The following is a 24,298-nucleotide window of genomic DNA, read 5'->3' as shown; positions in this document are numbered from 1 at the left end:
GAGTGGAGTACCTTATAGTCGCCACCACCGTAATGGCTCTGGTCTTCCTAGTTTTGGCAAACTTTGGAAAGCATGCGGCGTGGCGGGTGCTTCCGGTGCTACTTCTTGCTTTCACCGTCCGACTTGTTGTGCACATCCTGGTCGTGCGACCAAATGTCGTCGGATACAGCGGCGACTATCTGGGGTATGAGGCCATGTCCACGGAGACCGCTGCGTTCTGGAGCCGCGAAGGTTTCCAGTTCGCCACCTCCGTTCCTAGTGCGTTCTTCGACTCCGTGGCTGTTCCGTGTTATGTCTTTGCCATCGTCATGTACCTGGCCGGTGGTCCAGCTCCGATCGCCTGTACTGGGGTCGTGGCCTTGATAGCGTGTGCGCTCTGCATCGTCATGTACAAGTTCGCGCGGCTGATCGGCGCCAACGAACGGTCGGCGTTTGCCCTGCTTGTCATGACCGCTTTTGCCCCCATGTTCGTTATATGTACATCAGATATGTTCAAAGATGGGTTCAACGCACTCCTCGTTGTGAGCTGCCTTTTCCTAGCAGCGTCCTGTGCGCGACGATTTGACACACGCAAGTTGCTGATGATTCCGCCACTCCTATGGACGCTGTGGTACGTACGTACATACATGGTGTTCATGTGTGGCTTTCCGGCGCTGCTCGGAATCCTGGGCTCCAGGGCCGCAGCGTTGACGCGCACTGTAGTGATCTTGGCTGGATTGCTAACGTCTGTCCTTTTTCTCCTTGGAAACGCCGGTGGCGACACACTCACAGATACGGCGCTGGGACAACTGGAATTCGGCCAGTCAGAAGAGGCGCGCAGCGCATACGCCAAGCAAGGTTCAGGTGTGTTGTTCGAGGACAACGGCAGCGCGTGGGATGCTCTGATTCCCAAGTTGTTCTACACACTCCTCGCCCCGTTTCCTTGGACGGATGGCAGCACGGCGCTGCAGCTGGCGAAGATCGAGACACTGGCCTGGTATTTCCTGCTGTACAGCGCGGTGCGCGGCGCGCGTCGACTATGGCGCTATGACCGGCGAATGCTCTTGATTATCATGCTGTTCATCGTGCCAAGCACGATCATCTACGCGACGACGGTGGCCAATATCGGCCTGATCTTCCGACAGCGCATTCCCATCGTCATGGTCACGAGCCTGCTATCTGCGGTGGCATGGAGCAGGAAGGAGGTCCCGGCGAACACTGAGGAAGTTTTGCCAGATGACGCCGAGGAACCGGTGACAGGACGAAAGGTTTAGCGATGCTGAAACGAGACCGGCCGCCTCTTCGCCGTGTCGCACTTCTCATCGGGCAGTTGGGACTGGGGGGCACCCAGACCCAGATATCTCTGCTCGCGCAAGGCCTGCACCGCAGGGGCATCGAGGTTCATCTATTGGTCGTATCGAAGGGGGGACCACACGAGGCGGCCCTCCGTGCTGCTGGAATAGAAGTGCATCATCTCGGCTTCGCCCGCAGACCGTCAGGCTCGGCCGACCTGGTGCGGTGCCTGCGAGGTTTCGCACGCCTCATTAACTTGCTGCGTCGTATTCGCCCTGATGTGCTACACGCCTATCTCTACGAGGGCCGCATGCTCGGACCGCCCGCCGCTCGGTTGGCGAGGGTCCCCGTCATGGTGGCCGGGCGACGCAATGCGGGTGAGCCGTCGCAGCGGAACCGGCGGGTACTCGCTCTCGAACGAGCGGCGACTCGGATCACCGATCACGTCGTCGCGAACGCGTTCGCTATCGCCCAGGAAACTCTCACCAACGTGAACATACCGGCAAGCAAGCTGAGCGTTATTTACAACGGTCTTCAGCCTTCCGCGTTCGACCATGCTGAGCCGGCGAGCATCGACACTGCCCTCCCCGTTGTGCTGTGCGTGGCCCGCCTAGCGCCGCAGAAGGGTCACGGTTTCCTACTCGAGGCCGCCTCGCGGCTTCTACAGCGAGGCCGGCCGTGCACATTCGTGCTCCTTGGCGACGGTCCGGAACGTCACCGTCTGAGTGAGCTGGCCCGCGAACTGCGCGTGGATGTTCGTCTCCTCGGAGATCGTGCTGACGTCAGCGCGTTTCTGGCCATTGCCGATGTGGTGGTTCTTCCCTCGCTTTGGGAGGGCCTGAGCAACGCGGTGATGGAGGCGATGGCTGTGGGGCTGCCGATTGTCGCCACCAAAGTAGGTGGTACGCCCGAATTGCTGGAAGGCCGCGGCCTTCTGGTCCCGGCGGGTGACGCGGACGGTTTGGCCGACGGCATCGCCCAGGTTCTCGACGACCCAGCTCTCGCGGTTTCCTTGGGACAGGCCGCGCGCGCCTGGGCGCGCAAGAACCTTGATGCGGACGTGATGGTCGATGACCACATCAACCTCTATCGGCGGCTCGCACTCAGCCGGAAGGACTGACCAATCTTGATACTTCTGGTGATTCCGTCGCAGACGCGCGTGCCCGGCGAAACCACATCACCTCGATGAACGCCAGCAGACTGTAGGCGATCGTGGATGACAGCGCGGCTCCCGCCGCGCCCCAGCTGGGGATCAGAAGCAGGTCGAGCACGACGTTCACGACGAGTGCTCCGACTGTGATCCCGGACATGGAGAGGGGGCGCCCAAGCCGAATCAGGTACTGCCCCGCCAGGCGCGCACTGGCGTACGCGGTGACCCCCGGACCCAGGATGGCAAGCGGGAGGACGCTTCTCTGATACGCGGGACCGAACACCCACGGGACCAGTAGCGGGGAGGCAGCGGCGAGAAGGCCCGCGCAGACCGATGAAGAGAGCAACGAGACTCGAAGTGCTCGCGCGGTCGCCACTCCGGACGCCGTCACATCACTGCTGGCCTGCCGTGGCAGGACGACCTGAGTAACGGCGTCCGCAGGCACACGGGCTATCGAGATCACGACTACAGCCACGCTGTAGAGACCGGCCTCAGACGAGGACACCAGTATGTTGAGCAGCAGGACGTCCGCCGCCGACCACAGCAGGAAATACTGCGCGATGACGCCGATATGGTGTCGCCCGGCCAAGCTGAGTTGGCGCCGGGCGAGTTCCCAGGTGACGTGGCCGAGGTTCGGGCGCAGGGCCCGCAGATACAGCGGCAGCGGTACGGCGGCGGACACGGCCCACATGACGACCACCGCGGAGAGGGTGAAGTGGCCCAGTACCGCCAGCACCGCCAGCGGCACGCAGTTGATCAAGCCGGAGATGAGGATGGCGCGGTTGACCAGGTCCACCCTGGCTTGGAGCGTCAGGATCCCCCGAAGATTCGTGATCGCCGCAACGGCGGGCACCGACGCCAGAGCCACCGCCAGGAGCAGCGCCGGCCGATTCGGAAACACCAGCGGTGACACGGCGAAGGTGCACAGGGCGGCCGCCGATCCCAGCCCCAGGCCGAGCAGAAGGCCGTTGGCGGTGAGCACACGGCTGAGAACGCCGTCCTTCCACAGCGCGATCTGAGTGTAAACGACGGTGAAATGCCCGAGGACGACGGCTCCAGAGGCCATGGCGACGATCATCGCGTACAGTCCCCTGCCCTCAGGCTGCAGGTAGCGTGCGATCAGGATGCTCGTGCCTGTGGCCAGCAGAAGGCGGAGCGCCTGGCTTGCCGCCGTCTGTACGGTCCTCGCCGTATCCGAGGCCCCCGAGGAGAGCAAGGCACGAATGAACAGCACTCCATGGGAGAGCCGACTGCTCGTATTGGCGCTCGAGGTGCCGTGTCGCACCGGGCTTCGCCTTGCCGCCTCACGCTGGTTACGTTCCACTCGAGTGATCTTCCTTATCGTGACGAGCACGGAGTCTGTGCCCCGCGATCACCGGGACGGCGATCGCGTTCACGTCAAGGGGCACAGCCTGTCTCGGTCATCACAGGACCGTCGGCAGTCACGTGCGCCCGATACCACAGCTCGAACTGGAGAAGAGGCCACAGCTGGGCACTGTGGTCGGTTCCGTCGATGTGCCGCTGGAGAAGGTTCCGGACGACCGATGGCCGAAAAATGCCTCTACTGCGGGCGGAAGCGTCGGTGAGCAGGTCGAAGGCCAGCTCACGAAGCTCACCACGGAGCCACGACGCCAGCGGCACGCCGAATCCCTGCTTGGGAAAGCCCACTATTTCCTTGGGCAGCCAAGGGGCGACGGCCCGCTTGAGCAGGACCTTCGTCCTACCGTTACGTACCTTCAGCCCGATGGGGAGGCCGGCTGCCCATTCCACAAGGTGATGGTCCAAGAATGGGGAGCGGGTCTCCAGCGAGTTGGCCATCGCGGTGATGTCCACCTTGACCAGGAGATCGTGCGGCAGGTAGCTCGCAATGTCCACGTCCAGGATGCGGCCGAGGTCGGTTGCCGCCGATGATCGCTCGAACGCCTCATCGAGTAGCCGGTAGCTGTCCGTATCCACCAGTTGATCGCGAAGCCCATCGCTGTAGATCTTGAGCTTTTGACGGTGTGTGTAGTGGGACATGAGGCGGGCGTAACGTCGCGATGGGCGCTCTGCGGCAAACTGCATCAGCCGTCCGAACCGCCGCGGCACGGATCCGTAAGTGGTCCGCTCCGCGATCACGTCGCCGACGCGGCCGGTCACCATCGCCAGACCAGGCGGCAAGACCGGAATCCATCTGGCCTTACCCATCAGAATGTAACGCTGGTACCCACCGAAACACTCGTCCCCACCGTCACCATTGAGCACTACGGTGACGTGCTTTCGACTGAGCTGCGCGACGTAGAAACTGGGCACGGCAGAGGAGTCGGCGAACGGCTCGTCAAAGTGCCATGCGATGCGCGGCAGGACGTCCAGCAGGTCGGATGTGACGACAAGCTCATGGTGGTCAGTGCCATATCGGTCCGCCACCATCCGCGCCTTGTGACGCTCGTCATATCGGCTGTCCTCGAAACCGATGCAGAATGTGCGTACCTGTCCGGGGCTCTGCATGGCCATGGCCGCGACTACCGCGGACGAGTCGACCCCGCCTGACAGGAACGCTCCAATGGGACGCTCACTCACCATTCGGATGCGGGTGGCCTCCAAGAACAGTTCGCGCAGTCGCTCCTCTTCCGCTCTCTCGTCCAGCACCGGCCGGGGCGTACTGTCCACTTCCCAGTAGCGCTGGACGGAGACGCTCCCCCGTTCCCAGACCAGCAAGTGCCCAGGGGGAAGCTTGTTCACGCCCTTGTAGATGGACCACGGCGCCGGAACGTACTGGTAGGTCAAATAGTGGTGCAACGCCACCGGATCGACCTCGCGGTGCAGACGCGGGTCCTGAGCCAAGGACTTCAACTCCGACCCGAACAGCAGCGAGTTGCCGTCCGTGCGCCAGAAAAGGGGCTTCTTCCCAACGCGGTCCCGGGCTATGAACAATCGTTCTCGCACCCGATCCCAGATGGCGAACGCGAACATCCCCCTGAGCCGGTGGACCATCTCGGTGCCGTACTCCTCATAGAGGTGGACCAGGCATTCGGAATCACCTGTCCCGCGCAGACGGTGCCCTTGCCTGGACAGATCTCGTCGCAACTCGGCGAAGTTGTAGATCTCACCGTTGAAAACGGCCACGACCTGGCCGTCCTCGCTGTAGACGGGCTGGTCGCCCGAAGCCACATCGATGATCGCCAGCCGTCGCATGCCGAGCGCCGCGTGCTCGTCGCTATGGAAGCCGTCGCCGTCCGGCCCGCGGTGCACGATGACGTCGCACATACGGCGTACAAGCGCCGGGTCGGGACGTGAGGTCGATACGATCCCGGCTATCCCGCACATCAGTCCTCCATCAGTCGGCGTACAAATCTGGATAGGTGTGGCGGTTTTTGCGTCCTCATCGCGAGCAGCTAATAGTGCGCCGAGCTCTCGGCCCGTCGGCGAATCGGCGTTCCGGATTCAACCATCCTGCCCCACGCGGGCGTGGCTCTGTCGCGGCACCAATCTATGATTGCTCGCGCCTGGAATTGTCTGCGGACTTCACGCTCGACATGAAACACATCGAAGACGTGCTGGCCAATCTTGCCGCAAAAATTGACAGGGCTTGGCAGTCGCGCAAACCCACATCGGAGACATCCGCTCCGCGACACGCCTGCCCTTCGGTAATCGCCCGTTCGGCCATTCTCTGTATCATGCCCATGTATGAATATGGCCGTTCCGGTCAGCTCGATAGTCGTTTGTTTGAGCGCTCAGGCGAGGAGAACCGATCGATGAAACCTGTAGAGCCCATCTCAGCGGATATCGTGAACCGGCCAGCGGGCAGCCATATCGTCGTGACCGGAGTCGCCGGTTTCATCGGTTCCCACATCGCGCGGTCACTGCTCGACGACGGCCGTCAGGTCGTCGGAATCGACCACTGCATGGGTCATCCGCAGGCGGTCATCGAACGGAACCTTCGGCTGAACGAGGCCAGTGAGCGCTTCACATTGCTGCGTGGCGACCTTGCGGAGATGCACCTGGAGTCTGTGCTCGACGGTGCCGACACCGTGTTTCATGTCGCCGCCCGGCCCGGCGTCCGCGATTCGTGGGGAGCGGAGTTCGCCGACTATGCGAGGAGCAACGTCGTCGCCACCCATCTCTTGATGGAGGCGGCCGCCCGTTCCGGTGTCCGCCGTGTGGTGGTGTCATCTTCATCAAGCGTCTACGGCGGTGCGCCGGACGGACCGGTGACCGAACAGGACCTGCCCGCCCCACTCTCCCCCTATGGGGTGACGAAGCTCGCCGCCGAGCAGCTGGCTCTCGCTCACGCGCGGCGCGCACGGTCCCGGCCCACCGTCGTGGCGCTGCGCTACTTCACCGTCTATGGGCCACGCCAACGTCGTGACATGCTGATCACCAGATTGATCGAGTCGGCGATGTCCGGTAAACCCGTCACGATCATGGGCGACGGCAAGCAACGGCGCGACTTCACCTTCGTCGCGGACGCCGTACGAGCCAATCTGCTGGCCATGGACGCCGACGTCGAAGCCGAGGCGCTGAACATCGGCACTGGCGTCATGACCTCCGTACTCGACGTGGCCGACCTCGTCGGTGACATCGTCGGGCGGCCAGTCGCTCTCGATTTCGGGAAGGGGCAGGCCGGCGATGTGCGAGACACGCATGCCGATGCCTCGCGGGCGAAAAGCCTGATCGGCTACGAGCCGACCATCGACCTGCGAACCGGATTGACGACGCAGGTGGAGTGGACCCTTGCGAACGAAGCGGTCTCCACACCGGGACAGTCACGTGAACATCACCACCGCCTTTACCCGAAGTCGAGGAAAAGTGCGAGCTGAACCAGAAGGCGGTTACCGCGCCTTCCCTGCCCCCAAGGTGCCATCGTGAAGGTCGCCCTGCTGATCGGCCAGCTCGTCCAGGGGGGAACCGAGAAGCAAGTCGCGCTGCTGGCACAGGGGCTGCGCGAGCGGGGCGACGAAGTTCATGTGCTCGTCATGTATGAAGGCGGCCCGTGGGAGACGGTGCTCCGCAGGGCGCGAATACCCGTGGTCCACTTCGGATTCCGACGCGGACCGATGTCCTTTCCGCTGAACGTCCGGTCATTCGCCTCCCTCGTACGGTGGCTTCGGCGCGTGCGTCCTGACGTACTGAACGGCTACCTGATTCGGGGCAACGTCGCAGGCGCGTGGGCGGGATGGTTGGCCCGCGTTCCCGTCGTGGTCGCCGGTGAGCGTGCCCTCGCCACGTTGACCGGCGCGGCGAGAGGAATGATGGTGCTCGCTCGCCTGTCCGACCGTGTCACCAGCTTGATCATCGCCAACGCGAGAAGCGTGGGAGAAGACGTCGCCCTGCGACGGCGAGTGCCACCGGAGAAGATCGCGGTGGTGTACAACGGGCTGTCGCTGCCTCCCTGCGAAGAGGCGGCGCAGCTCGACACGACGGCGCCCGTGCTGCTGACCATCGCGAACCTCTATCCCTACAAGGGGCATCGGTACTTGCTCGAGAGCATGGCGCTCCTGCGGGAGCGGGGGGTCAAGTGCATGCTGGCGCTGGTAGGTGAAGGTCCGGAACGTGCGGCATTGGAGAGCCAGGCCCGTCGGCTCGATATCGACGTCCAATTCCTTGGCCGCCGCACCGACGTGTCGGCGCTCCTGGCCCGGGCCGAGGTCGTCGTCCATCCCGGGCTGGCGGATGGGCTGTGCAATGCGATCATGGAAGCTATGGCGGCCGGCAAGCCCATCGTCGCGGCCGACGCCGGAGGCAACCGTGAATTGCTCGATGGCCGCGGTCTCCTTGTCCCGCCGAGGGATCCGCACCAGATGGCGGATGCGGTGGAACTACTTCTGACAGACCGGCCGCGCGCCGAGCGACTCGGCGCGGCCGCGCGCCGGTGGAGCATGGCGAACCTGAGTGTGGACACCATGGTGAATGCGCATGCCTCCATCTATGCACGCTTGCTGGAAGCGCGCATAGACCGCTGATCCAGGCCAACATCTACGAGTTGCCACTAGTTGAGGAGTCATTCGACTACCTGCTCTGCTTGGGGGTCATCCAGCACACGCCCGACGTGCAGCGTACGTTCAAGACGCTGTTCCATTATCTGCGTCCGGGCGGTCGGTTCTGCGTGGACGTGTACGCGGCGCCGGTGGCCTATCCACTGCCGCTTTCGACGATGCTCGGCTCCACACCGGTGCTGGGGCAATATGTGACCCGGCTCGTTCCAGTGGCCAACCGCATGCACCTGGGTCTGAAAGGTGACGCCACCGCGTGGCTGTGGTCGGTGCTCGACACCTTCGACTGGCTCGCGCCACCGCACGAGAAGCCGCAGACCCGTCGGCGGCTTCAGCAATGGGCGACCGATCTGGGCCTGCGTGAGTTCTCCATCGAGCGCCATCGCGGCCTGTACGTGATCCGGGGTGTCAAATGAGGGGCGGACGTGCGCGAGTCGCACGTCCGCCCCTTACGGGGAGTGATGACGGACCGAAGTGCCATTAGGCGCGGTAGGTCCAACCGGCCGCTCGCCAACGTTCCGGCGCCAGAGCGTTACGTCCGTCCAGAACGTTTCGGCTCCGCACGACCTCGCTGAGCAACGCGGGGTTCATGTCGTCGAACTCGGTCCAGTCGGTCAGCACCATGACGAGATCGGCATCGCGCGCGGCCTCGACGATCGTGTCGCCGTATTCGAGTTCGGGATGCATCCGCCTCGCAGTGTTCAGAGCGACGGGGTCGTACATGACGACCCGCGCACCCTCGCGGTGGGCGGCGACTCCTACGGCTATCGCGGGGGAATCCCGGACGTCGTCGGTATTCGGCTTGAACGCGGCGCCGAGGACGCAGACCCGCTTTCCCGCGTAGGCGCCTCCCAGCAGTTCCCGGCCGATCCCGAGAGCGCGATCCCGGCGACTCAGATTGACGGTGTCGATCTGCCTGATGAACGTGGCAACGGCGTCCAGGCCAAGGTCCGTCGCGCACGCGCACAGGGCACGGACGTCCTTGGGAAGGCAGCCGCCGCCGAAGCCGAGCCCTGGACCGAGAAAGCGCCGTCCGATCCTTTCGTCGTAGCCGAGCGCCTCGGCGAGCGGTAGCACAGAGGCGCCAGTGGCCTCACATATCTGCGCCACGGCGTTGATGAAGGAGATCTTCATCGCGAGAAACGTGTTGGCCGAGACCTTGACGAGCTCAGCCGTGGCGTAGTCGGTCACCACGAGGGGACAGCCGTCCTCGATGATCGATTGGTAGACGGCCCTGAGCATTTTCTCCGCCCACCGCGACTCCACCCCGAAAATGAGCCGATCGGGTTGGAGCGTGTCCTGGACCGCGTGGCCCTCGCGAAGGAATTCCGGATTCCACGCCACCTCCACCAGGCTGCCGGCAGCCTGCTCGCGGACGACGTCGGCCATGCGCCGGGCGGTTCCCACCGGCACCGTGGACTTCCCCACGATGATCGCCGGTCCGGCCACCCGCCGCGCCAGCTCGGCGAAAGCCGTCTCGACCCATCGCAGGTCCGCGTTGAAGGAGTCGGGCAGCTGCGGGGTCCCCACGCAGACGAAATGGACGTCCGCCCCGGCGATATCGTCGTAAGACGTGGTGAACCGGAGTCGGCCCGACTCCACACTCTTACGGAGCAACTCGCCGAGGCCGGGTTCGAAAAACGGCAGCTCGCACGCGGACAACCGCGCGATCTTCTCCTCCTCGATGTCCATGGCGATGACGTCGTGGCCGAGTTGGGCCATGCCCACCGCGTGGGCGGTGCCCAGATAGCCGGTGCCAACCACGCTTACTAGGAGGCGGCCAGGCGGTACATGATCCTGCAAAACTTGCTCCCTCGCTCGGTCATTGAATGTGCTGTGGCGATGTCGTCCCCGTCCACGTCGCCCGAGACGAATCAGATCACTTACTTTCTTACTCGGAGGCATCTGGAGCGCGGCAGTCAACGACGAAAAGACATGGAAGAGCTTCCTTCAAATCTGGCTATACGTGGTGCACATCGCGCGGTTGACCCGAGCGAGAAATGTGGACCGAACATTCGACCTCGCGTCCCCTCTGGGGGCGTGGACACGCCGGTATGTGTGTCACGCGTAGATATCCAGGATCGACCATCGTATTGTTGACGGCGTTGCCCGGTCAGCGATCGCACCTTTGTCGGTCGAGAACGATTTCCCCGTTCTGGTGTGGATCTAGCTTCGTGCGGACGCCCGCAACGCGCTCTTCGGATCATCTCTCGGATCGGAGTGAAGTCATGACGGTAAATGCAGCAGACAAGGCCGCCCAGGACCGATTCGCCTTCGGCGACAACTGGTTGAGCTTCCTGGAACTGGTCGACGAGCCCCGCATCGCCAAGGCGGTGACGTCACTAAAGGATGCCCTCGGCGTCTCCGACCTCGCCGGACACACCTTCCTGGACGTCGGCTGCGGCAGCGGCCTGTTCTCGCTCGCCGCGCACCGCCTGGGGGCAAGGGTCCACTCTTTCGACTTCGACGCCAAATCCGTCGCCGCGTCCGCGAAACTGCGCAGCATATTCGCGCCGCAAAGCGCCTGGAGCGTGGCCCAGGGGTCCATTCTCGACGAGGCTTACACTCGAACCCTGGGCGTGCACGACGTCGTATATTCCTGGGGAGTCCTGCACCACACAGGCGCCATGTGGCAGGCGATCGAGGCGGCCTCTCGGCTGGTCGCGCCCAATGGACTGCTGTACATCTCCATCTACAACGACCAAGGGCTGGCGAGCCGCCTGTGGTGGCGCGTGAAACGGCGCTACGTACAGTCCGGGCCGGTCGTGCGGCGCCAGCTCGTCCTCGCCTTCGGGACCTATTTTGGCATCCGTGGAGCCTTGGCCAGGGCCGTGAAACGAGCATGTGGCGCCAAGGTTCCACCTGCTGTCCGATCTCGTGGAATGTCCGCGCACCATGATCTGGTCGATTGGATCGGCGGCTTCCCCTTCGAAGTGGCGGCACCCGAGGAGATCTTCGGCGTGTTGCGCAGGCGCGGCTTCGATCTGCGCTACCTGAAGACTTGTGCGGGTGGGTACGGCTGCAATGAGTACGTCTTCGCTCGAGTCTCCGACGCTCCACTCGGCTGATCATTCGAGGGTCCAGCGCCGACCGAGCGGACCGTGTCTGGTCCCTGAGACTGGCACATCTCCCGACCGATTCGCTGTCGCCTGGCAGGGCGACTTCAGCACCTGTTCGACTGGTTGGCTTGTCGCAGCTCAGAACGAGTAGAGGCAGATCGATGGGGACGACCATGACGGTAGAGGGTGTCTGAAAAGGGTCGGGCGAGTCATGCTGACAGGGTGTCGGGGGCGTGAGCCTGGAGGCGTGCGATGGTCCCTCGGCGTCCGTACCCCACCGATCTGTCCGATGCTGAGTGGGAGCTGCTCGCTCCGCTGATTCCCGCCCCCAAGCCAGGTGGCCGGCCTACCGTCCATGAGCGCCGGGAGATCGTGAATGCGCTGGCGTACTGGGTGCGGGCAGGCTGTGCCTGGCGGCTGCTGCCCCACGACCTGCCGCCCTGGCAGACGGTCTACCACTACTGGCGCACCTGGCGGATTGAAGGCCGCTGGGAAGCCGTGCAGGCCCCCGCGGTCGGTGGCCCGCGCCCCGATGCCATCCGTAACGAACCAAAGACACTACGCATTCAACCTGTTGTAGCGCTGCGCCGCTCCGAGACCGGCCGGGCTCGAATAGCACGATCGGCACCCCGTCCAAGCGGCCCATGTCCCGGCACCTGGCCTGACCGATTGCCTCGCCTCAGCGTCCAGTTGTAGGCGCCTCCCCCAACCCGCGGCATCGCCTCTCAGGTCAGATCATGCGGCACCTCATAAACAGCGTAGTCTCCGGAACGGAACCGCAGTTTCGCGTAATCCGCGACTCGTGCGTTCGGGCTCACCCGCCGTTCGTCGGACAGCAACCAGCGTACGCCGTAACGCTCGACCATCCGCTGCAGCACATCTCGCGATGGCGCACTGAATGCCGCCTCGTTCAACGCCATCCTTTGATCATCCCAGAAGGGAATTTGCTCCACCGGCTGGCCCGGCTGCCAACGGCTCACGTTGGTCGGGGTATACGTCCACCCCTCAACCAGGACACGTCGTTCCGCCAGCGCGGCGACCCAGAAGTGCCGGCTGTCGCAAGGGTTCTCGTATCCCCAGAGACAGTGCGCGTTCGTGGCGATCAACTCGTCGGGCCGAGAATGGGACCGCAACCACCGCCCCGCCGGCATGATCCCGTCCGGGATCGACTCGGCCAGCACCGATCGCGTCAACCCAAAGAAATTAGTCGGAACGATGGGTGTTGAACGGTCCGGCAGCGAAAGAACACGTATGCACCAGGCGCCAGGGACACCAACACAGGTAATCATGATGAGCACAAGAGCCCCGACGCGAAGCTTGCCTCGCCTTCTGGCCATCAGCAAAACAGTCGTGAGAATGGCAACCGCGGCGAGGGCCAGATAAGGCCGATATAGCAGGGCATCCGTCTCACCGGAGTCCAGAGGTACCTTGACGTCACAGAGAGTACGGATCAGGCACGCAGCCGCCATGCCACCGATGACCGCGCAGACTGTCGAGCGGAGCGACAGGCGGGCCCGCCGCTTCAGGATGAGAAGCCCGAAGACAGCGAGAACGACCAGGTAGGGATAGGCCGCCTGGAGGAAGTAGGTCTGGGCATGGTGTGGGTGTCCAAACAGAAACACCGCGCTCATGCCGGCCACCCCCATACTGAGCATCAGGACCACGTCCGCCCGCAGGAGCAGCCGCCGCCGGGCCAGCAGTCCGACTATTCCGAGCCACATGACGCCCCAGCTCAGCACGTACAGCAAGGCGACGCCAAACAGTCCGGTCGGCGGCACGGACCCGCCACGTAGGCCGGTCAGTCCTTGCCAGGTCGCGCGCATCAGGGAGAGGGGATCGACCATCATCGCTTGCCGCGTGTTGCCGAACAGCACGAACTGCGCGTAGAGGAAACACACTCCGGTCAATCCGAGTGCGAAGAGAGTTCGCCAAGGCGTCTTACGCGCCCTGACCATCTGAACGACGGCGACAGTAGCGAGCCCGGCGGCGAGCAAGGGCAGATACACTGCCTTGGCGCCCATGACCACGACGATGAAAATCGCCAGGAGGAGCCACCTCCCCAGGCCAGGCTCCCAACGCGGTAGAAGATCGAGCAAGAGCAGGACGATCGAGGCGAACAGCAGGGCGCCAAAAGTCTCGGTCGGGCTGATCCACGATTGGACAGGCGTGAGGTTGAATATGCTGGCTTTCGTCCCCAGATAAAGATTTGGGGCCGCGATGAGCACTGTGCCAAGGACAGCCAGCAGTCCCCCTGCCCAGGAATTCATCAGCCGACGCCCGACCATTCCCAGCAGCACCACGAATGCTGCGAACATGGGCAGCATCCCAAGGCGGAACAGCAGGACCAGTGGTTCCACGCCTGTCACCCAGCTCGTCGCAGCGAAATGCGCGTAGACGAACCAGTGGTAAAAGAGCGGCTCGCCCCCGACCATCGGCGAAGTGGGGGGCATGTGGTGCTTGAGCTCACCGATCAATGCCAGATGATATGACATGTCGACGTGGGCCGTCCCCAACCCCGGCCAGGTGAGAGGGCTGGTCCTGAAGAATGACGCCCCGCTCCACGCCACCAGGTAGGCAACGGTGAGAGCGATGGACCAGGACCACCAGACAGGCGTCTCTTGACGATAACCGGCCCGCCAATGCTTACGGAGCCCGGGAACGAGCAGGAAAGCAAGATATGTCGCGACCGGCCATATCGCGACCAGCAATGGCGCGCCCACAGCGCGGGCGCCAATATAGGTGATCACCTGTATGGCGTAGCCGAGCACCAGGGCCAGCGCGATCTCTTCCGCCAGCGTGCGCTCGCCACTGTGCAGAGCCCGAAGGGTGAGCATGCCCGGAAGCACGAGACCGAACACGATAAAGACGCTGAAGACGGCCACATCCCAGCCGGAAACGCCGAAATAGCCGAGCACGAGCACCGCGAAGGCACTCACCAACCCCACCGGCAGCCAGGTCGAGATGTGGCGCGGTCCTCGATGCCGAGAAAGGTATCTCCCGATGGCCAGAAGACGGCTCGCTCGGACGTCTCCTGCCGGCTCGACCGGTCTCGGCGGAGCGCCCAGCTGGGATGGAGTTTTTGGCATGCGCACCAGCATGACGACACAAATGCGCTCAGGCAGGGTAGACGCCCGTAGTCGGCAATGTTTTGCTGCTCTTTTAACTGTCGAAAACTCTCTTGACCCTCACGGATGCCGTTCCGCCCGGCCCCGCGAGCACGCGGGAGCACGATTCATCCAGAATAATCCCCCCCAAATCTCTACCGAGATAAAGAATTGGAAAGAAGATCGTCGAACACGAGCGCGTGCGCATCCGCAGCGCACTCTGTTCGCCACTCTTGCGTTCATGACGACAACACCGCGCATCGCCCTTAGGCCTGCGGCTCAACTGGATCATCGTGGCAAAGGAGACGTTCCACCTATCACTCGCAAAGCACCGGTTCCATAAATTTAGGCGGCGCCGAGGGCGCTTTCGGGGGTTCTCATCGTGGTCGCGCTGATTCGCTACGGCGTTTCGGCCTCTGACAAACCACCGTCTGCCCCACTCCGGGAGTGCGCTCGCCTCTGACAAGTTCCGGCCATCCGCGCCAAGGCAGTCTCGTGTTGCCATTCGGCTGGCCCATGATGCACATGCTGGCGACCTCCCCTCCTGGCCGGACGGTGCGTCGCTGTTACGGGTCTCGGGCATCCCCGCTGGAACAGCCCACTCTATCGGCCCGGATCTTCTTCGCCGCTCATTCGCACGTCTATTGGCGACGCAACGGCGGCAGCACATCGGCGTAACCGACGTCTTTGGCCGTGGAATCGTGATCGAGGAGAGGGAAGTGCCAGTCGCTGAGAAGAGGACCGGTTCGGGGCGCCGGCTGATGCGGACCATGCTGATCGGGTCCGGAGGCATCGCGGCCGCCATTTTCTTGCTTGCCATTCCGGAGGCGGCGCAGACCAAGGTCGACCCGACCGCTGTCACAACGGTCGGCTCGCGGGTAGTGGAGAAGCCCCAGAAGGCGGTTGCGCCGGAGACAGCGAAGAAGCCGCCGAAGGCCAGGGAACCGAAGAAGTCGAAGGATCTCAAGAGGAAACGCGCGGGCCGCCGAGCGTCTTGCCCTCCGACCTCCGTCATCTGCATCGAGAACAGCCTGCCCGGCAACCCGGCCACTGAATGGGATGTGCAGGGAGCCGGAGACAGCAGCATTCAAGGCTATGCGACGCAGATGAGTGCCACCGTGGGGGAAACCATCCAGTTCAAGGTCGACACGTCGGCCACCGCATATCGGATGGATATCTATCGGATCGGCTACTACGGCGGCATGGGTGCCCGGAAGATGGCCACGATAACCCCTTCCGTCGCACCCCCCCAGATCCAACCGGCCTGCCTCAGGGACCCGCCGACCCAGCTGATCGACTGTGGCAACTGGAGCTTGTCCGCCTCTTGGACGGTGCCCGCCACGGCTGTTTCAGGAGTTTATATCGGTAAGCTCGTCAGGGAGGACGGAACGCCTGGGGCCAGCCACATCATATTCGTGGTCCGCGACGATACACGTCATTCAGATCTCCTCGTTCAGACCTCTGACTCCGCGTGGCAGGCATACAACGCGTACGGTGGAAGCAGCCTGTATACCGGTAGCAGTCCAGGGCGTGGTTACAAGGTCAGCTATAACCGGCCCTTCAAGACGAACTGCTGCCCCTGCTGCCAAGGCGGAAATGAAACCTGGTTCTTCAGAACTGAATACCCCATGGTGCGATGGCTGGAGCAGAACGCCTACGACGTAAGTTACACCTCCAGCATCGACACCGCCTCACGGCCGGCGGAGTTGCTCGAGCACAAGATATTTATTTCCTCGGGCCATGACGAATACTGGTCCGATGATATGCGAACTAACGTGGAGAACGCCCGGGACAATGGCGTCAACCTCGCCTTTTTCTCGGGCAACGAGGTCTTTTGGAAAACCAGATGGGAGAACAGCGTCGACTCGTCGGACACGCCGTTTCGCACGCTCGTCTGCTACAAGGAGACCCATGCTAACGCCAAAATCGATCCGAGCCCTCAGTGGACCGGGACATGGCGCGACACGCGTTTCTCCCCGCCGTCCAACGGCGGTCGGCCGGAGAACGGGCTGACGGGGACCCTCTTCAGGATCAACGGCCAAGTCAACGATGCGATGACCGTGCCGGCCGAGTTCGCGCCCATGCGATTGTGGCGCAACACGTCGATCGCGAACCTGACCCCCGGCCAAGTAGCAACGTTTCCCGCCGGAAGTCTCGGCTTCGAGTGGGATGAGGTTCCCGACAATGGATTCGAGCCGGCCGGGCCAGTGCGGCTTTCCAGCACGACCCTCCCCACCACGACCAAGTTCCTGCTCGACTTCGGCAGTACGTATGGCGCCGGTGTCGCCACCCACAGTCTGCTGCTGTACAAGGCCCCGAGCGGTGCGCTGGTCTTCGGCGCGGGCACCATCCAATGGTCGTGGGGACTCGATGCCGATCATTCGCAGCCGGGCATGCCGGTAGACATCCGGATGCAGCAGGCGACGGTCAATCTCTTCGCTGACATGAGGGCCCAGCCCGCCAGTCTCCAAGCAGATCTGGTCCCGGCCGTACCTTCAACGGATACGGGCCCGCCGACCTCGGCGATCACCAGTCCGTCGAGCGGCGCGACGGTGCCGGCGGGGGCGCCCGTCACCATTCAGGGAACCGCCGCGGACACCGGTGGCGGCGTCGTGGCGGGCATTGAAGTCTCCTTTGACGGCACGAGGTGGTTCCAGGCCACGGGCCGGACCAATTGGCAGTACACCTGGGTGCCCAGCGCGGTTGGATCGACGACGATTCGCGTCCGAGCGGTTGACGACATCGGCAATCTGCAGCCGACCCCGACCACTCAGACGGTCACAGTCGTCGTGCAGTGCCCCTGCAGCATCTGGGACCCGTCCACACTGCCCGCCGTCTCCTCGCACAGCGATACGAACTCGGTGGAAGTCGGAGTGAAGTTCCGAACCACGAGCGCGGGCACCATCACAGGGGTCAGGTTCTACAAGGGCACGTCCAACACGGGGACGCATATCGGCAACCTGTGGACTTCGAGCGGCCAACTCCTCGCCACGGCGACATTCACCAACGAGACAGCGAACGGCTGGCAACAGGTCAACTTCTCCACGCCGGTCCCAGTGGACATCAACACCACATATGTCGCCTCGTACTTCGCCCCGAACGGCAGATACGCCTGGAATAACTCGTATTTTACGACAGCGGTGGTGAACGGTCCGCTCACAGCGCTGGCCAGCGGCACAGACGGCGGTAACGGCGTCTTCAGCTATCGCGCCACGAGTGGCTTCCCGACGAGTTCGTTCTCGGCGAGCAACTACTGGGTCGACGTGGTGTTCTCGCCGTTCAGCACTCTGTGGGACAACCAGGCGACACCGGCCGTCCAGGCCAACCCCGATACCAACCCCGTGGTCCTAGGCGTGAAGTTCCAGGCGGCGACCACGGGCACTATCCGGGGGATCCGCTTCTACAAGGGAGCGCAGAACACCGGAAGCCACACCGGAAGCCTGTGGACCAGCGGCGGACAACTGCTGGCGAGCGTGACCTTCTCCAACGAGACAGCCTCCGGCTGGCAGGAGGCGTATTTCTCCACGCCCGTCAGCGTCGACGCGAACACCACCTATATAGCATCTTATAACACGACATCGGGGCATTTCTCTTATACATTGCAATATTTCACCGCACAATACACGAACAATCCGCTCATCGCCCTCGCGAACGGCGCCCAAGGCGGCAACGGCGTCTACACCTACAGCGGAACGAACACGTTCCCGACCAGCACGTACCGAGCCACCAACTACTGGGTCGACGTCGTGTTCGCACCATCGGACACCCTATGGCCGAATTCGGCGACGCCTGCCGTCCAGTCCAACCCTGGCACCAGCCCGGTGGTGCTCGGCGTGAAGTTCCAGGCGGCGTCCGCCGGCACGGTAAGGGGAATCCGCTTCTACAAGGGAGCGCAGAACACCGGCACCCACATCGGCAGCCTGTGGACCGCCGGAGGCCAGCTACTGGCGAGCGTGACCTTCTCCGGCGAGACAGCCTCCGGCTGGCAGCAAGCCTACTTCTCCACACCCGTCACCATAAGCGCCAACACGACCTACATCGCGTCCTATAACACTATATCGGGGCATTTCTCGTACACACTGCCATATTTCACCGCACAGTACACGAACAATCCGCTCATCGCCCTCGCGAACGGCGCCCAAGGCGGCAACGGCGTCTACACCTACAGCGGAACGAACACCTTCCCGACCAGCAGCTACCAAGCCGCCAACTACTGGGTCGACCTGCTCTACGATCCCAGCTAACACATGGGGCCGTACGGCTTTCGGGAGGTCCGAAATCCGTACGGCCCCTCGGCTCTATGTGAACAGGACGTCTACCCAATAGTTTGTGGATTGGTAAGTGCTGGTCGGGAACGTGTTAGTGGCACTGTAGGTATAGACGCAATTCCCCCCACTCGCCCCACTTTCTAGCGCGGTCAGCGGGTAATTCGCGTATTGCGATGTGAAATATTGCAACGTATACGAGAAATGCCCGGACACCGTATGATACGAGGCGATATAGGTGGTGTTGGCGCTGATCGTGACAGGTGTGGCGAAGTAGGCTTGCTGCCACCCGGACGCGCTCTCACCGGAGAAGGTCACACTCGCCAACGACTGACCGCCGCTGGTCCACAGACTCCCCACGTGAGTGCCGGTGTTCTGCGACCCCTTATAGAACCGGATCCCCCGGACCGTGCCCGTGGTCGCCGCACGAAACTTCACCCCCAGCACCACCGGGCTGGTGTCGGGATTCGACTGGACAGCAGGCGCCGCCGAAGCGGGCCACAGCGTGTCCGACGGCGCGAACACCACGTCGACCCAGTAGTTGGTGGCTTGGTAGCTGCTGGTCGGGAACGTGTTCGTTCCGCTGTAGGTGTAGACGCCGTTGCCCCCTTGCGCACCGTCCGCGAGGGCGATGAGCGGATTGCTCGTGTACTGCGATGTGAAGTATTGCAACGTATACGAGAAATGCCCTGATGTCGTGTGATAGGAGGCTACATAGGTGGTATTGGCGTCGATGGCGACCGGCGTGGAGAAGTTCGCCTGCTGCCAACCGGACGCGCTCTCTCCCGAGAAGGTCACACTCGCCAACGACTGACCATCGCTGGTCCACAGGCTCCCGGTGTGGGTGCCGGTGTTCTGCGCTCCCTTGTAGAACCGGATCCCCCGGACTGTGCCCGTGGTCGCCGCACGAAACTTCACCCCCAGCACCGTCGAGGTGCTGTCGGGATTCGACTGGACGGCAGGCGTCGCCTGGTTGTCCCACAAGCTGTTCGATACGTTTGCGATCGCTCCGGATGACTTGCTGGGGGCGAAGTGAATGATCGCCTCACCGTCGGCGGTGTCACCGCCGAGATAGACGGCCATGATCTGATGGCTCCCCGCCCCAAGACTCGAGGTCGTGATCGCCGCGATGCCCGAGGCATTGACGAAGTCCGAGTCCAGGGTGGTCGAACCGTCCTTGAAGACCACTTCGCCTTGCGGAATGACCGAGCCCGTCACCGCGGCCACCGTGGCGGTCAGGGTGACCGTCTGGCCACTCAGGGATTGGGTGGGAGATACGTTTAGCGATGTCGTCGTCGGCGGGTCGTTCGGCACGACGATGCGCGTCTTGGGACCGCTGGTGGTGCCCTGCAGGATCGCCGATTCGTCGATGGAGAAGGCTCGGCCGTACAGGGCGGCGCCAGAGCTCACCGTGACGTTGCCCGAGGCCATGACGTTGCCGCGGAAGGTGGAATTCGTACCCAGGGTCGCGGTGCCGCTGAGCTGCCAGAAGACGTTGTCCGCTTGGGCGCCCCGGAGGAGGTTGATGTTGCTGGCGTTCGCGGTGGTCAGGGTTGTGGCCTGAAAGACGAAGAGCGCGTCCGGGTCTCCCTGGGCATCGAGGGTGAGCGTCCCGGTGATCGTGAAGGAACTGCCCGAGGATGCGTAGACGCCAGGGTTCTTGGTAGTCCCGCCGAGTGCCGCGCCCACCGTGGCAGTGGGCGTCCGCCCGGCGGCATCGTCGTAGGCGCTGTCCAGGTCGCTCTTGGCCGCCGCCGCGGTGCCGTCGCCGGCGTGCGTGCTTCCGCTCACCGTGCCCGGCGGAAAGCCCACCACCGAACTTCCGGGACTCACTCCGAGATCTCCGGTGATCGCGGTCTGGTTGGTGTTGGACACGGCGTTTCCCACCAGAACCCCGAACGGTTCGGCATTGTTCAGGCTGATCGGCGGCACCGCACTGGCGATGCCGGGCAGTCCTACGATCACACCCGCCGCCAGGACGATCACGAGAACCATGGCGAGCAGGGAGCGAACGCGGCGGCGACAGGCGCTGATCATGAGCGCGCGGGCCCCGCGAAGGGGCGTGTTGGTGTAGCTCACACACCAGTTGTACTGCGAGGATATAGAGAAAGTAACTGGTTGGCCACGCTACGTAATGCTTGCCTTATCTGGTCACGGCCGACGCGCGCGGGCGATCAGTGAGACGCCCGGAAGCGACTTGACGGGCAGATATCGCTCGGCCACGATCACGGCGGTGAGCCCTATGTTGACCAGTCGCGACGTCTCCGTGACGTCGGATCCGGAGATGCGTTTCCTGCGGCTCGCCACGACCGGCCTGAGCAGGACGTTCCAGCTCCACACGCGATCGAGCACCAGGCCCTGACGGGTGAGCAGGGCACCCAGACCATCCCGCGTATACCTGCGCACATGCCCCGATGCAACATCATGCGCCGACCAAAGCTCCATGTCGCAGGGGACAGTGATCAGCGCTGTCCCTCCCGGCCGGAGCACGCGCGTGAGCTCGCGAGCGGCCTTGTCGTCCTCCTCGATGTGCTCCAGGACATCGAATGCCAGGACGAGGTCGAATCCCCTGTCGGGCAGGGGAAGATCCCGTGCGTCGGCGTGGATCGCCTGCAGCCCGCGCTCCCGGGCGAGGGCCACAGCCGTTTCCGAGAAATCCGCGACCAGCGCGTCCCATCCGTGCCGGACGAGCACGCGGGTATTGCCGCCTCCTGCCGCGCCGATGTCGAGCGCCCTGCCGGGCGCGCCGAGTCGACGTAGCTCGCGGCTGAGGATGGCACGCCGTTCGCGATACCACCAGTGCTGGTCTTCAAGTTCGACCGTACGACGAATCTCTGTGGCATCCATGGTTCCCCCTAAGTCAGGCGACGCCACCAGTTTTGGTGATCGCGATACCACCGCACGACGTCGGCGAGTCCCTCATCGAAAGGCACATGAGGGTGAAAGCCGATCGCCCGGATCTTGCCGCTGTCGACGGAGTAGCGTTGGTCGTGCCCGAGCCTGTCCGGCACGTACTCGACCATCTCCGCGCCCCTGCCGAAGAGGGCGAGCAGCCGTTCGGTGAGCTCTCTGTTGGTCAGTTCGAGCCCGCCGCCGATGTTGTAGACCTCACCGGCCGACCCCTTGTCGAGCACGAGCTGTACAGCCCGGCAGTGGTCGTCGACATGCAGCCACTCGCGGACATGCCGGCCGTCACCGTAGAGCGGCACTCGACGCCCGTCGATCAGGTTGGTGACAAAGAGGGGGACGACCTTCTCGGGGTGCTGGTAGGGGCCGTAATTGTTGGAACAGCGGGTCACCCGCACGTCCAGTCCGTACGTCTGGTGATAGGCCCGGCAGAGAAGGTCGGCTCCCGCCTTGGCCGCCGAATAGGGGGAGTTCGGCTGCAACGGCTCCGACTCGGTCCAGGAGCCCACCGCGACGGATCCGTAGACCTCGTCAGTCGAGACCTGGATGAACGTCCGTACGTTCGCGTCGAGGGCCGCCTGCAGGAGTGCCTGCGTGCCGTGGACGTTCGTGACGACGAAGTCTCCGGGGCCGGCTATCGATCGATCGACATGTGTCTCGGCGGCGAAGTTGATGATGACGTCATGACCCGCCACCACGTCGTTGAGCAGTCGGACGTCCGTGATGTCGCCGCGGACGAAGGTGTGGCGCGGATGGTCTTCGACCGGACCCAGATTCGCCAAGGTGCCCGCGTACGTGAGTTTGTCCAGCACGGTCACCTGGGCGTCCTCGGCGCCCGGATAGCGTCCAGACAACAGGGAGCGTACGTAGTGTGAGCCGATGAAACCGGCACCGCCCGCCACCAGGATCCTCATGCCTGCACCTGCACCCTGCTGTGGTCGCCGATCATGAGCTGGTGGGTGTTCGGCAGGCCCTCCGACCGGGTCACCTCGACATTGCGGCCGATCAGGGAGTAGGTCAGCCGCGACACTCCCCTGAGCGTGGAGTCCTCCAGGACGATGGCGTACTCCACCTCGGTGTTCTCCACCACGCAGCCCGCCCCGATGGAGGTGTAGGGGCCAATGTACGAACCGTTGATCTTGGCGCACGCGCCGATGATCGCGGGTCCCCGGATCACCGAGTTCTCCACTATTGCCCCGGGTTCGAGGGCGACGCGGCCGGTCACTTCGGAGAGCCCGTCAACGCTCCCCAGGATTCGCGGTTCGAGGCCTTCCAAGACGATGCGGTTGCACTCGAGCAGGTCCTGCAGCCGTCCGGTGTCCTTCCAATAGCCGCTGACGAGGTGCGAGTGGACACGAAAACCATGGTCGATGAGCCACTTGATCGCGTCCGTGATCTCCAGTTCGCCGCGCGCCGACGGAGCTATGGCCCGAACCGCCTCGTGAATGGCGGGGGAAAAGGTGTAGACCCCGACGATGGCGAGGTCGCTGCGTGGACGGTCCGGCTTCTCTTCCAGGGAAAGGATCTCGCCGCCCGGTCCCAACTCGGCGACCCCGTAGAACCGTGGCTCCGTGACCTTGGTAAGCAGGATCTGAGCGTCGTAGTCGGATTGGCGGAAAACCTTCACTGGACCGGTGATGCCGCCTATCAGGAAGTTGTCCCCCAGATACATCACGAAGGGCTCGTCGGCGAGAAAGTCTCTGGCGATCAGAACACAGTGGGCCAGCCCGAGGGGAGCCTCCTGAGCGATGTAGGTCACGTCGATGCCGAACCGCGAGCCGTCACCGATCGCCTCGCGGATCTCGTTTCCCGTATCACCGACGATGATGCCCACGCTGGTGATTCCCGCATCCCTGATCGCTTCCAGCCCGTAATGGAGCACAGGCTTGTTGGCCACGGGTACGAGTTGCTTCGCCGAGGTATGGGTCAACGGGCGCAGGCGTGTTCCTTTGCCGCCCGCCAGAACGAGTGCCTTCATCGCAGTCCGGTCCTCCCTCGAAGAACGCATGGCCATGGCGACTACAGTGTCTCCGTATTTATGTGGAGCCGGAAACAACACTCCGCGCCGATGCCGTCTTTGTCACCGCTGGTGCGACATCTTGCCGATCCTAGAAGTTTCCACGGCGCGAAACGTCCAGCTCCGGTGGATTAGGTAACTTATGGACACACTCGCCATGATGACCAGAGCCTGCGCGAGGAAAATAGAGATCCCGATGAGCTCGACCAGGATCGGCAGGCCGATGACGGAGGACAGCAGAAAGCTCAGCCCGACCGCGTAGAACCGCAGGTAGCCGACGAGCCACGAGACGCCAGCGCCCGAGAACACCACCAGCCGATACCAGGGATAGACGATCACCACGGTCGCGAAATGACTTACCACGACCACGAGAAGATAAGGAACCGTATCCCTAAGCAGGAGCAATCCCGCGACCAAGATACCGTAGTAGATCGCGGCGGTCAGGGCGCCGCCCAGCAGATATGTGATGCGCTGACTGAAGCCTGAGACAACGTCGCGGGTGGTCCGACCTTCTACTTCGACCATAAGGAAGACTGTAGCGGCGGCCGCAGA

At 63.4% G+C, this 24,298-nt stretch carries 17 protein-coding genes; 8 read left to right on the top strand and 9 right to left on the bottom strand.

Annotated elements, in window-relative coordinates; genetic code table 11:
- Positions 1–2: 2 nt before the first annotated feature.
- A complete protein-coding gene (locus ACGFNP_RS39850; RefSeq protein ID WP_393327723.1) occupies positions 3–1,253 on the top strand; it encodes a hypothetical protein in 1,251 nt (416 codons plus the stop codon).
- Between the two features lie 2 nt (positions 1,254–1,255).
- Positions 1,256–2,392: a glycosyltransferase gene (locus ACGFNP_RS39845; RefSeq protein WP_393327721.1), complete on the top strand. Its 1,137-nt coding sequence runs from the start codon at positions 1,256–1,258 to the stop codon at positions 2,390–2,392.
- Here ACGFNP_RS39845 and ACGFNP_RS39840 read toward each other — a convergent pair.
- On the bottom strand, positions 2,376–3,746 hold the full coding sequence (locus ACGFNP_RS39840; protein WP_393327719.1) for a lipopolysaccharide biosynthesis protein: 1,371 nt from the start codon (positions 3,744–3,746) through the stop codon (positions 2,376–2,378). The two genes, ACGFNP_RS39845 and ACGFNP_RS39840, sit on opposite strands and share 17 nt — an antisense overlap.
- 74 nt (positions 3,747–3,820) lie before the next feature.
- Entirely contained in the window at positions 3,821–5,728 is a 1,908-nt protein-coding gene (asnB, locus tag ACGFNP_RS39835) for an asparagine synthase (glutamine-hydrolyzing) (RefSeq protein WP_393327716.1), read from the bottom strand.
- Between the two features lie 209 nt (positions 5,729–5,937).
- On the opposite strand from asnB, the gene ACGFNP_RS39830 reads away from it, so the two are divergent.
- From ACGFNP_RS39830 to ACGFNP_RS39820, 3 genes are read left to right on the top strand one after another with little or no spacing between them, the layout of a single operon-like run.
- Positions 5,938–7,221: an NAD-dependent epimerase/dehydratase family protein gene (locus ACGFNP_RS39830; RefSeq protein WP_393327713.1), complete on the top strand. Its 1,284-nt coding sequence runs from the start codon at positions 5,938–5,940 to the stop codon at positions 7,219–7,221.
- Between the two features lie 45 nt (positions 7,222–7,266).
- Complete coding sequence (locus ACGFNP_RS39825) at positions 7,267–8,364, top strand: glycosyltransferase (RefSeq protein WP_393327710.1); 1,098 nt, start codon at positions 7,267–7,269, stop codon at positions 8,362–8,364.
- The gene (locus tag ACGFNP_RS39820; RefSeq protein WP_393327707.1) at positions 8,274–8,810 is read left to right on the top strand and encodes a class I SAM-dependent methyltransferase; all 537 of its coding nucleotides are present in this window, start codon (positions 8,274–8,276) and stop codon (positions 8,808–8,810) included. Before ACGFNP_RS39825 ends, ACGFNP_RS39820 begins: the two co-directional genes overlap by 91 nt.
- 64 nt (positions 8,811–8,874) lie before the next feature.
- Here the strand turns inward: ACGFNP_RS39820 and ACGFNP_RS39815 are convergent, their stop codons facing one another.
- Entirely contained in the window at positions 8,875–10,158 is a 1,284-nt protein-coding gene (locus tag ACGFNP_RS39815) for a UDP-glucose dehydrogenase family protein (RefSeq protein ID WP_393327704.1), read from the bottom strand.
- 464 nt (positions 10,159–10,622) lie between these two features.
- Between ACGFNP_RS39815 and ACGFNP_RS39810 the strand changes: the two genes are divergently transcribed.
- The gene (locus ACGFNP_RS39810) at positions 10,623–11,462 is read left to right on the top strand and encodes a class I SAM-dependent methyltransferase (protein ID WP_393327701.1); all 840 of its coding nucleotides are present in this window, start codon (positions 10,623–10,625) and stop codon (positions 11,460–11,462) included.
- Between the two features lie 243 nt (positions 11,463–11,705).
- Entirely contained in the window at positions 11,706–12,149 is a 444-nt protein-coding gene (locus ACGFNP_RS39805; RefSeq protein ID WP_393327698.1) for a transposase, read from the top strand.
- Between the two features lie 29 nt (positions 12,150–12,178).
- On the opposite strand, the gene ACGFNP_RS39800 is transcribed toward ACGFNP_RS39805, so the two are convergent.
- Positions 12,179–14,389 (bottom strand): hypothetical protein, encoded by a 2,211-nt coding sequence (locus tag ACGFNP_RS39800; protein WP_393327695.1) that lies wholly within the window; start codon positions 14,387–14,389, stop codon positions 12,179–12,181.
- A gap of 887 nt (positions 14,390–15,276) precedes the next feature.
- Here ACGFNP_RS39800 and ACGFNP_RS39795 point away from each other — a divergent pair.
- Complete coding sequence (locus ACGFNP_RS39795; protein WP_393327692.1) at positions 15,277–18,801, top strand: DUF4082 domain-containing protein; 3,525 nt, start codon at positions 15,277–15,279, stop codon at positions 18,799–18,801.
- A 54-nt stretch (positions 18,802–18,855) separates the two neighbouring features.
- Here the strand turns inward: ACGFNP_RS39795 and ACGFNP_RS39790 are convergent, their stop codons facing one another.
- From ACGFNP_RS39790 to ACGFNP_RS39770, 5 genes are all read right to left on the bottom strand, one after another.
- Entirely contained in the window at positions 18,856–20,901 is a 2,046-nt protein-coding gene (locus ACGFNP_RS39790) for a DUF4082 domain-containing protein (protein ID WP_393327690.1), read from the bottom strand.
- A gap of 72 nt (positions 20,902–20,973) precedes the next feature.
- A complete protein-coding gene (locus ACGFNP_RS39785; protein ID WP_393327687.1) occupies positions 20,974–21,669 on the bottom strand; it encodes a class I SAM-dependent methyltransferase in 696 nt (231 codons plus the stop codon).
- An 8-nt stretch (positions 21,670–21,677) separates the two neighbouring features.
- Positions 21,678–22,643 carry a dTDP-glucose 4,6-dehydratase gene (rfbB, locus tag ACGFNP_RS39780; protein WP_393327684.1) on the bottom strand — a complete coding sequence of 322 codons (966 nt, stop codon included), beginning with the start codon at positions 22,641–22,643 and terminating at the stop codon, positions 21,678–21,680.
- Positions 22,640–23,707: a glucose-1-phosphate thymidylyltransferase gene (locus ACGFNP_RS39775; protein WP_393327681.1), complete on the bottom strand. Its 1,068-nt coding sequence runs from the start codon at positions 23,705–23,707 to the stop codon at positions 22,640–22,642. The genes rfbB and ACGFNP_RS39775 overlap by 4 nt, the downstream gene beginning before the upstream one ends.
- Positions 23,708–23,809: 102 nt before the next feature.
- Complete coding sequence (locus tag ACGFNP_RS39770; RefSeq protein ID WP_393327678.1) at positions 23,810–24,271, bottom strand: GtrA family protein; 462 nt, start codon at positions 24,269–24,271, stop codon at positions 23,810–23,812.
- Positions 24,272–24,298: the final 27 nt, after the last annotated feature.

The sequence above is a fragment of the Nonomuraea sp. NPDC049269 genome, from assembly GCF_043197155.1.
Classification (GTDB): domain Bacteria; phylum Actinomycetota; class Actinomycetes; order Streptosporangiales; family Streptosporangiaceae; genus Nonomuraea.
Note: the sequence above shows the minus strand (reverse complement) of the source record. Positions and strands in the feature narration are given on the sequence as shown.

What these genes read in the sequence shown, in the direction of transcription:
- ACGFNP_RS39770 (WP_393327678.1), bottom strand. Translation starts at nt 24,271, where the DNA reads ATGGTCGAAGTAGAAGGTCGGACCACCCGCGACGTTGTCTCAGGCTTC.
- ACGFNP_RS39810 (WP_393327701.1), top strand. Translation starts at nt 10,623, where the DNA reads ATGACGGTAAATGCAGCAGACAAGGCCGCCCAGGACCGATTCGCCTTC.
- ACGFNP_RS39805 (WP_393327698.1), top strand. Translation starts at nt 11,706, where the DNA reads ATGGTCCCTCGGCGTCCGTACCCCACCGATCTGTCCGATGCTGAGTGG.
- rfbB (WP_393327684.1), bottom strand. Translation starts at nt 22,643, where the DNA reads ATGAGGATCCTGGTGGCGGGCGGTGCCGGTTTCATCGGCTCACACTAC.
- ACGFNP_RS39845 (WP_393327721.1), top strand. Translation starts at nt 1,256, where the DNA reads ATGCTGAAACGAGACCGGCCGCCTCTTCGCCGTGTCGCACTTCTCATC.
- ACGFNP_RS39785 (WP_393327687.1), bottom strand. Translation starts at nt 21,669, where the DNA reads ATGGATGCCACAGAGATTCGTCGTACGGTCGAACTTGAAGACCAGCAC.
- ACGFNP_RS39830 (WP_393327713.1), top strand. Translation starts at nt 5,938, where the DNA reads ATGAAACACATCGAAGACGTGCTGGCCAATCTTGCCGCAAAAATTGAC.
- asnB (WP_393327716.1), bottom strand. Translation starts at nt 5,728, where the DNA reads ATGTGCGGGATAGCCGGGATCGTATCGACCTCACGTCCCGACCCGGCG.
- ACGFNP_RS39775 (WP_393327681.1), bottom strand. Translation starts at nt 23,707, where the DNA reads ATGAAGGCACTCGTTCTGGCGGGCGGCAAAGGAACACGCCTGCGCCCG.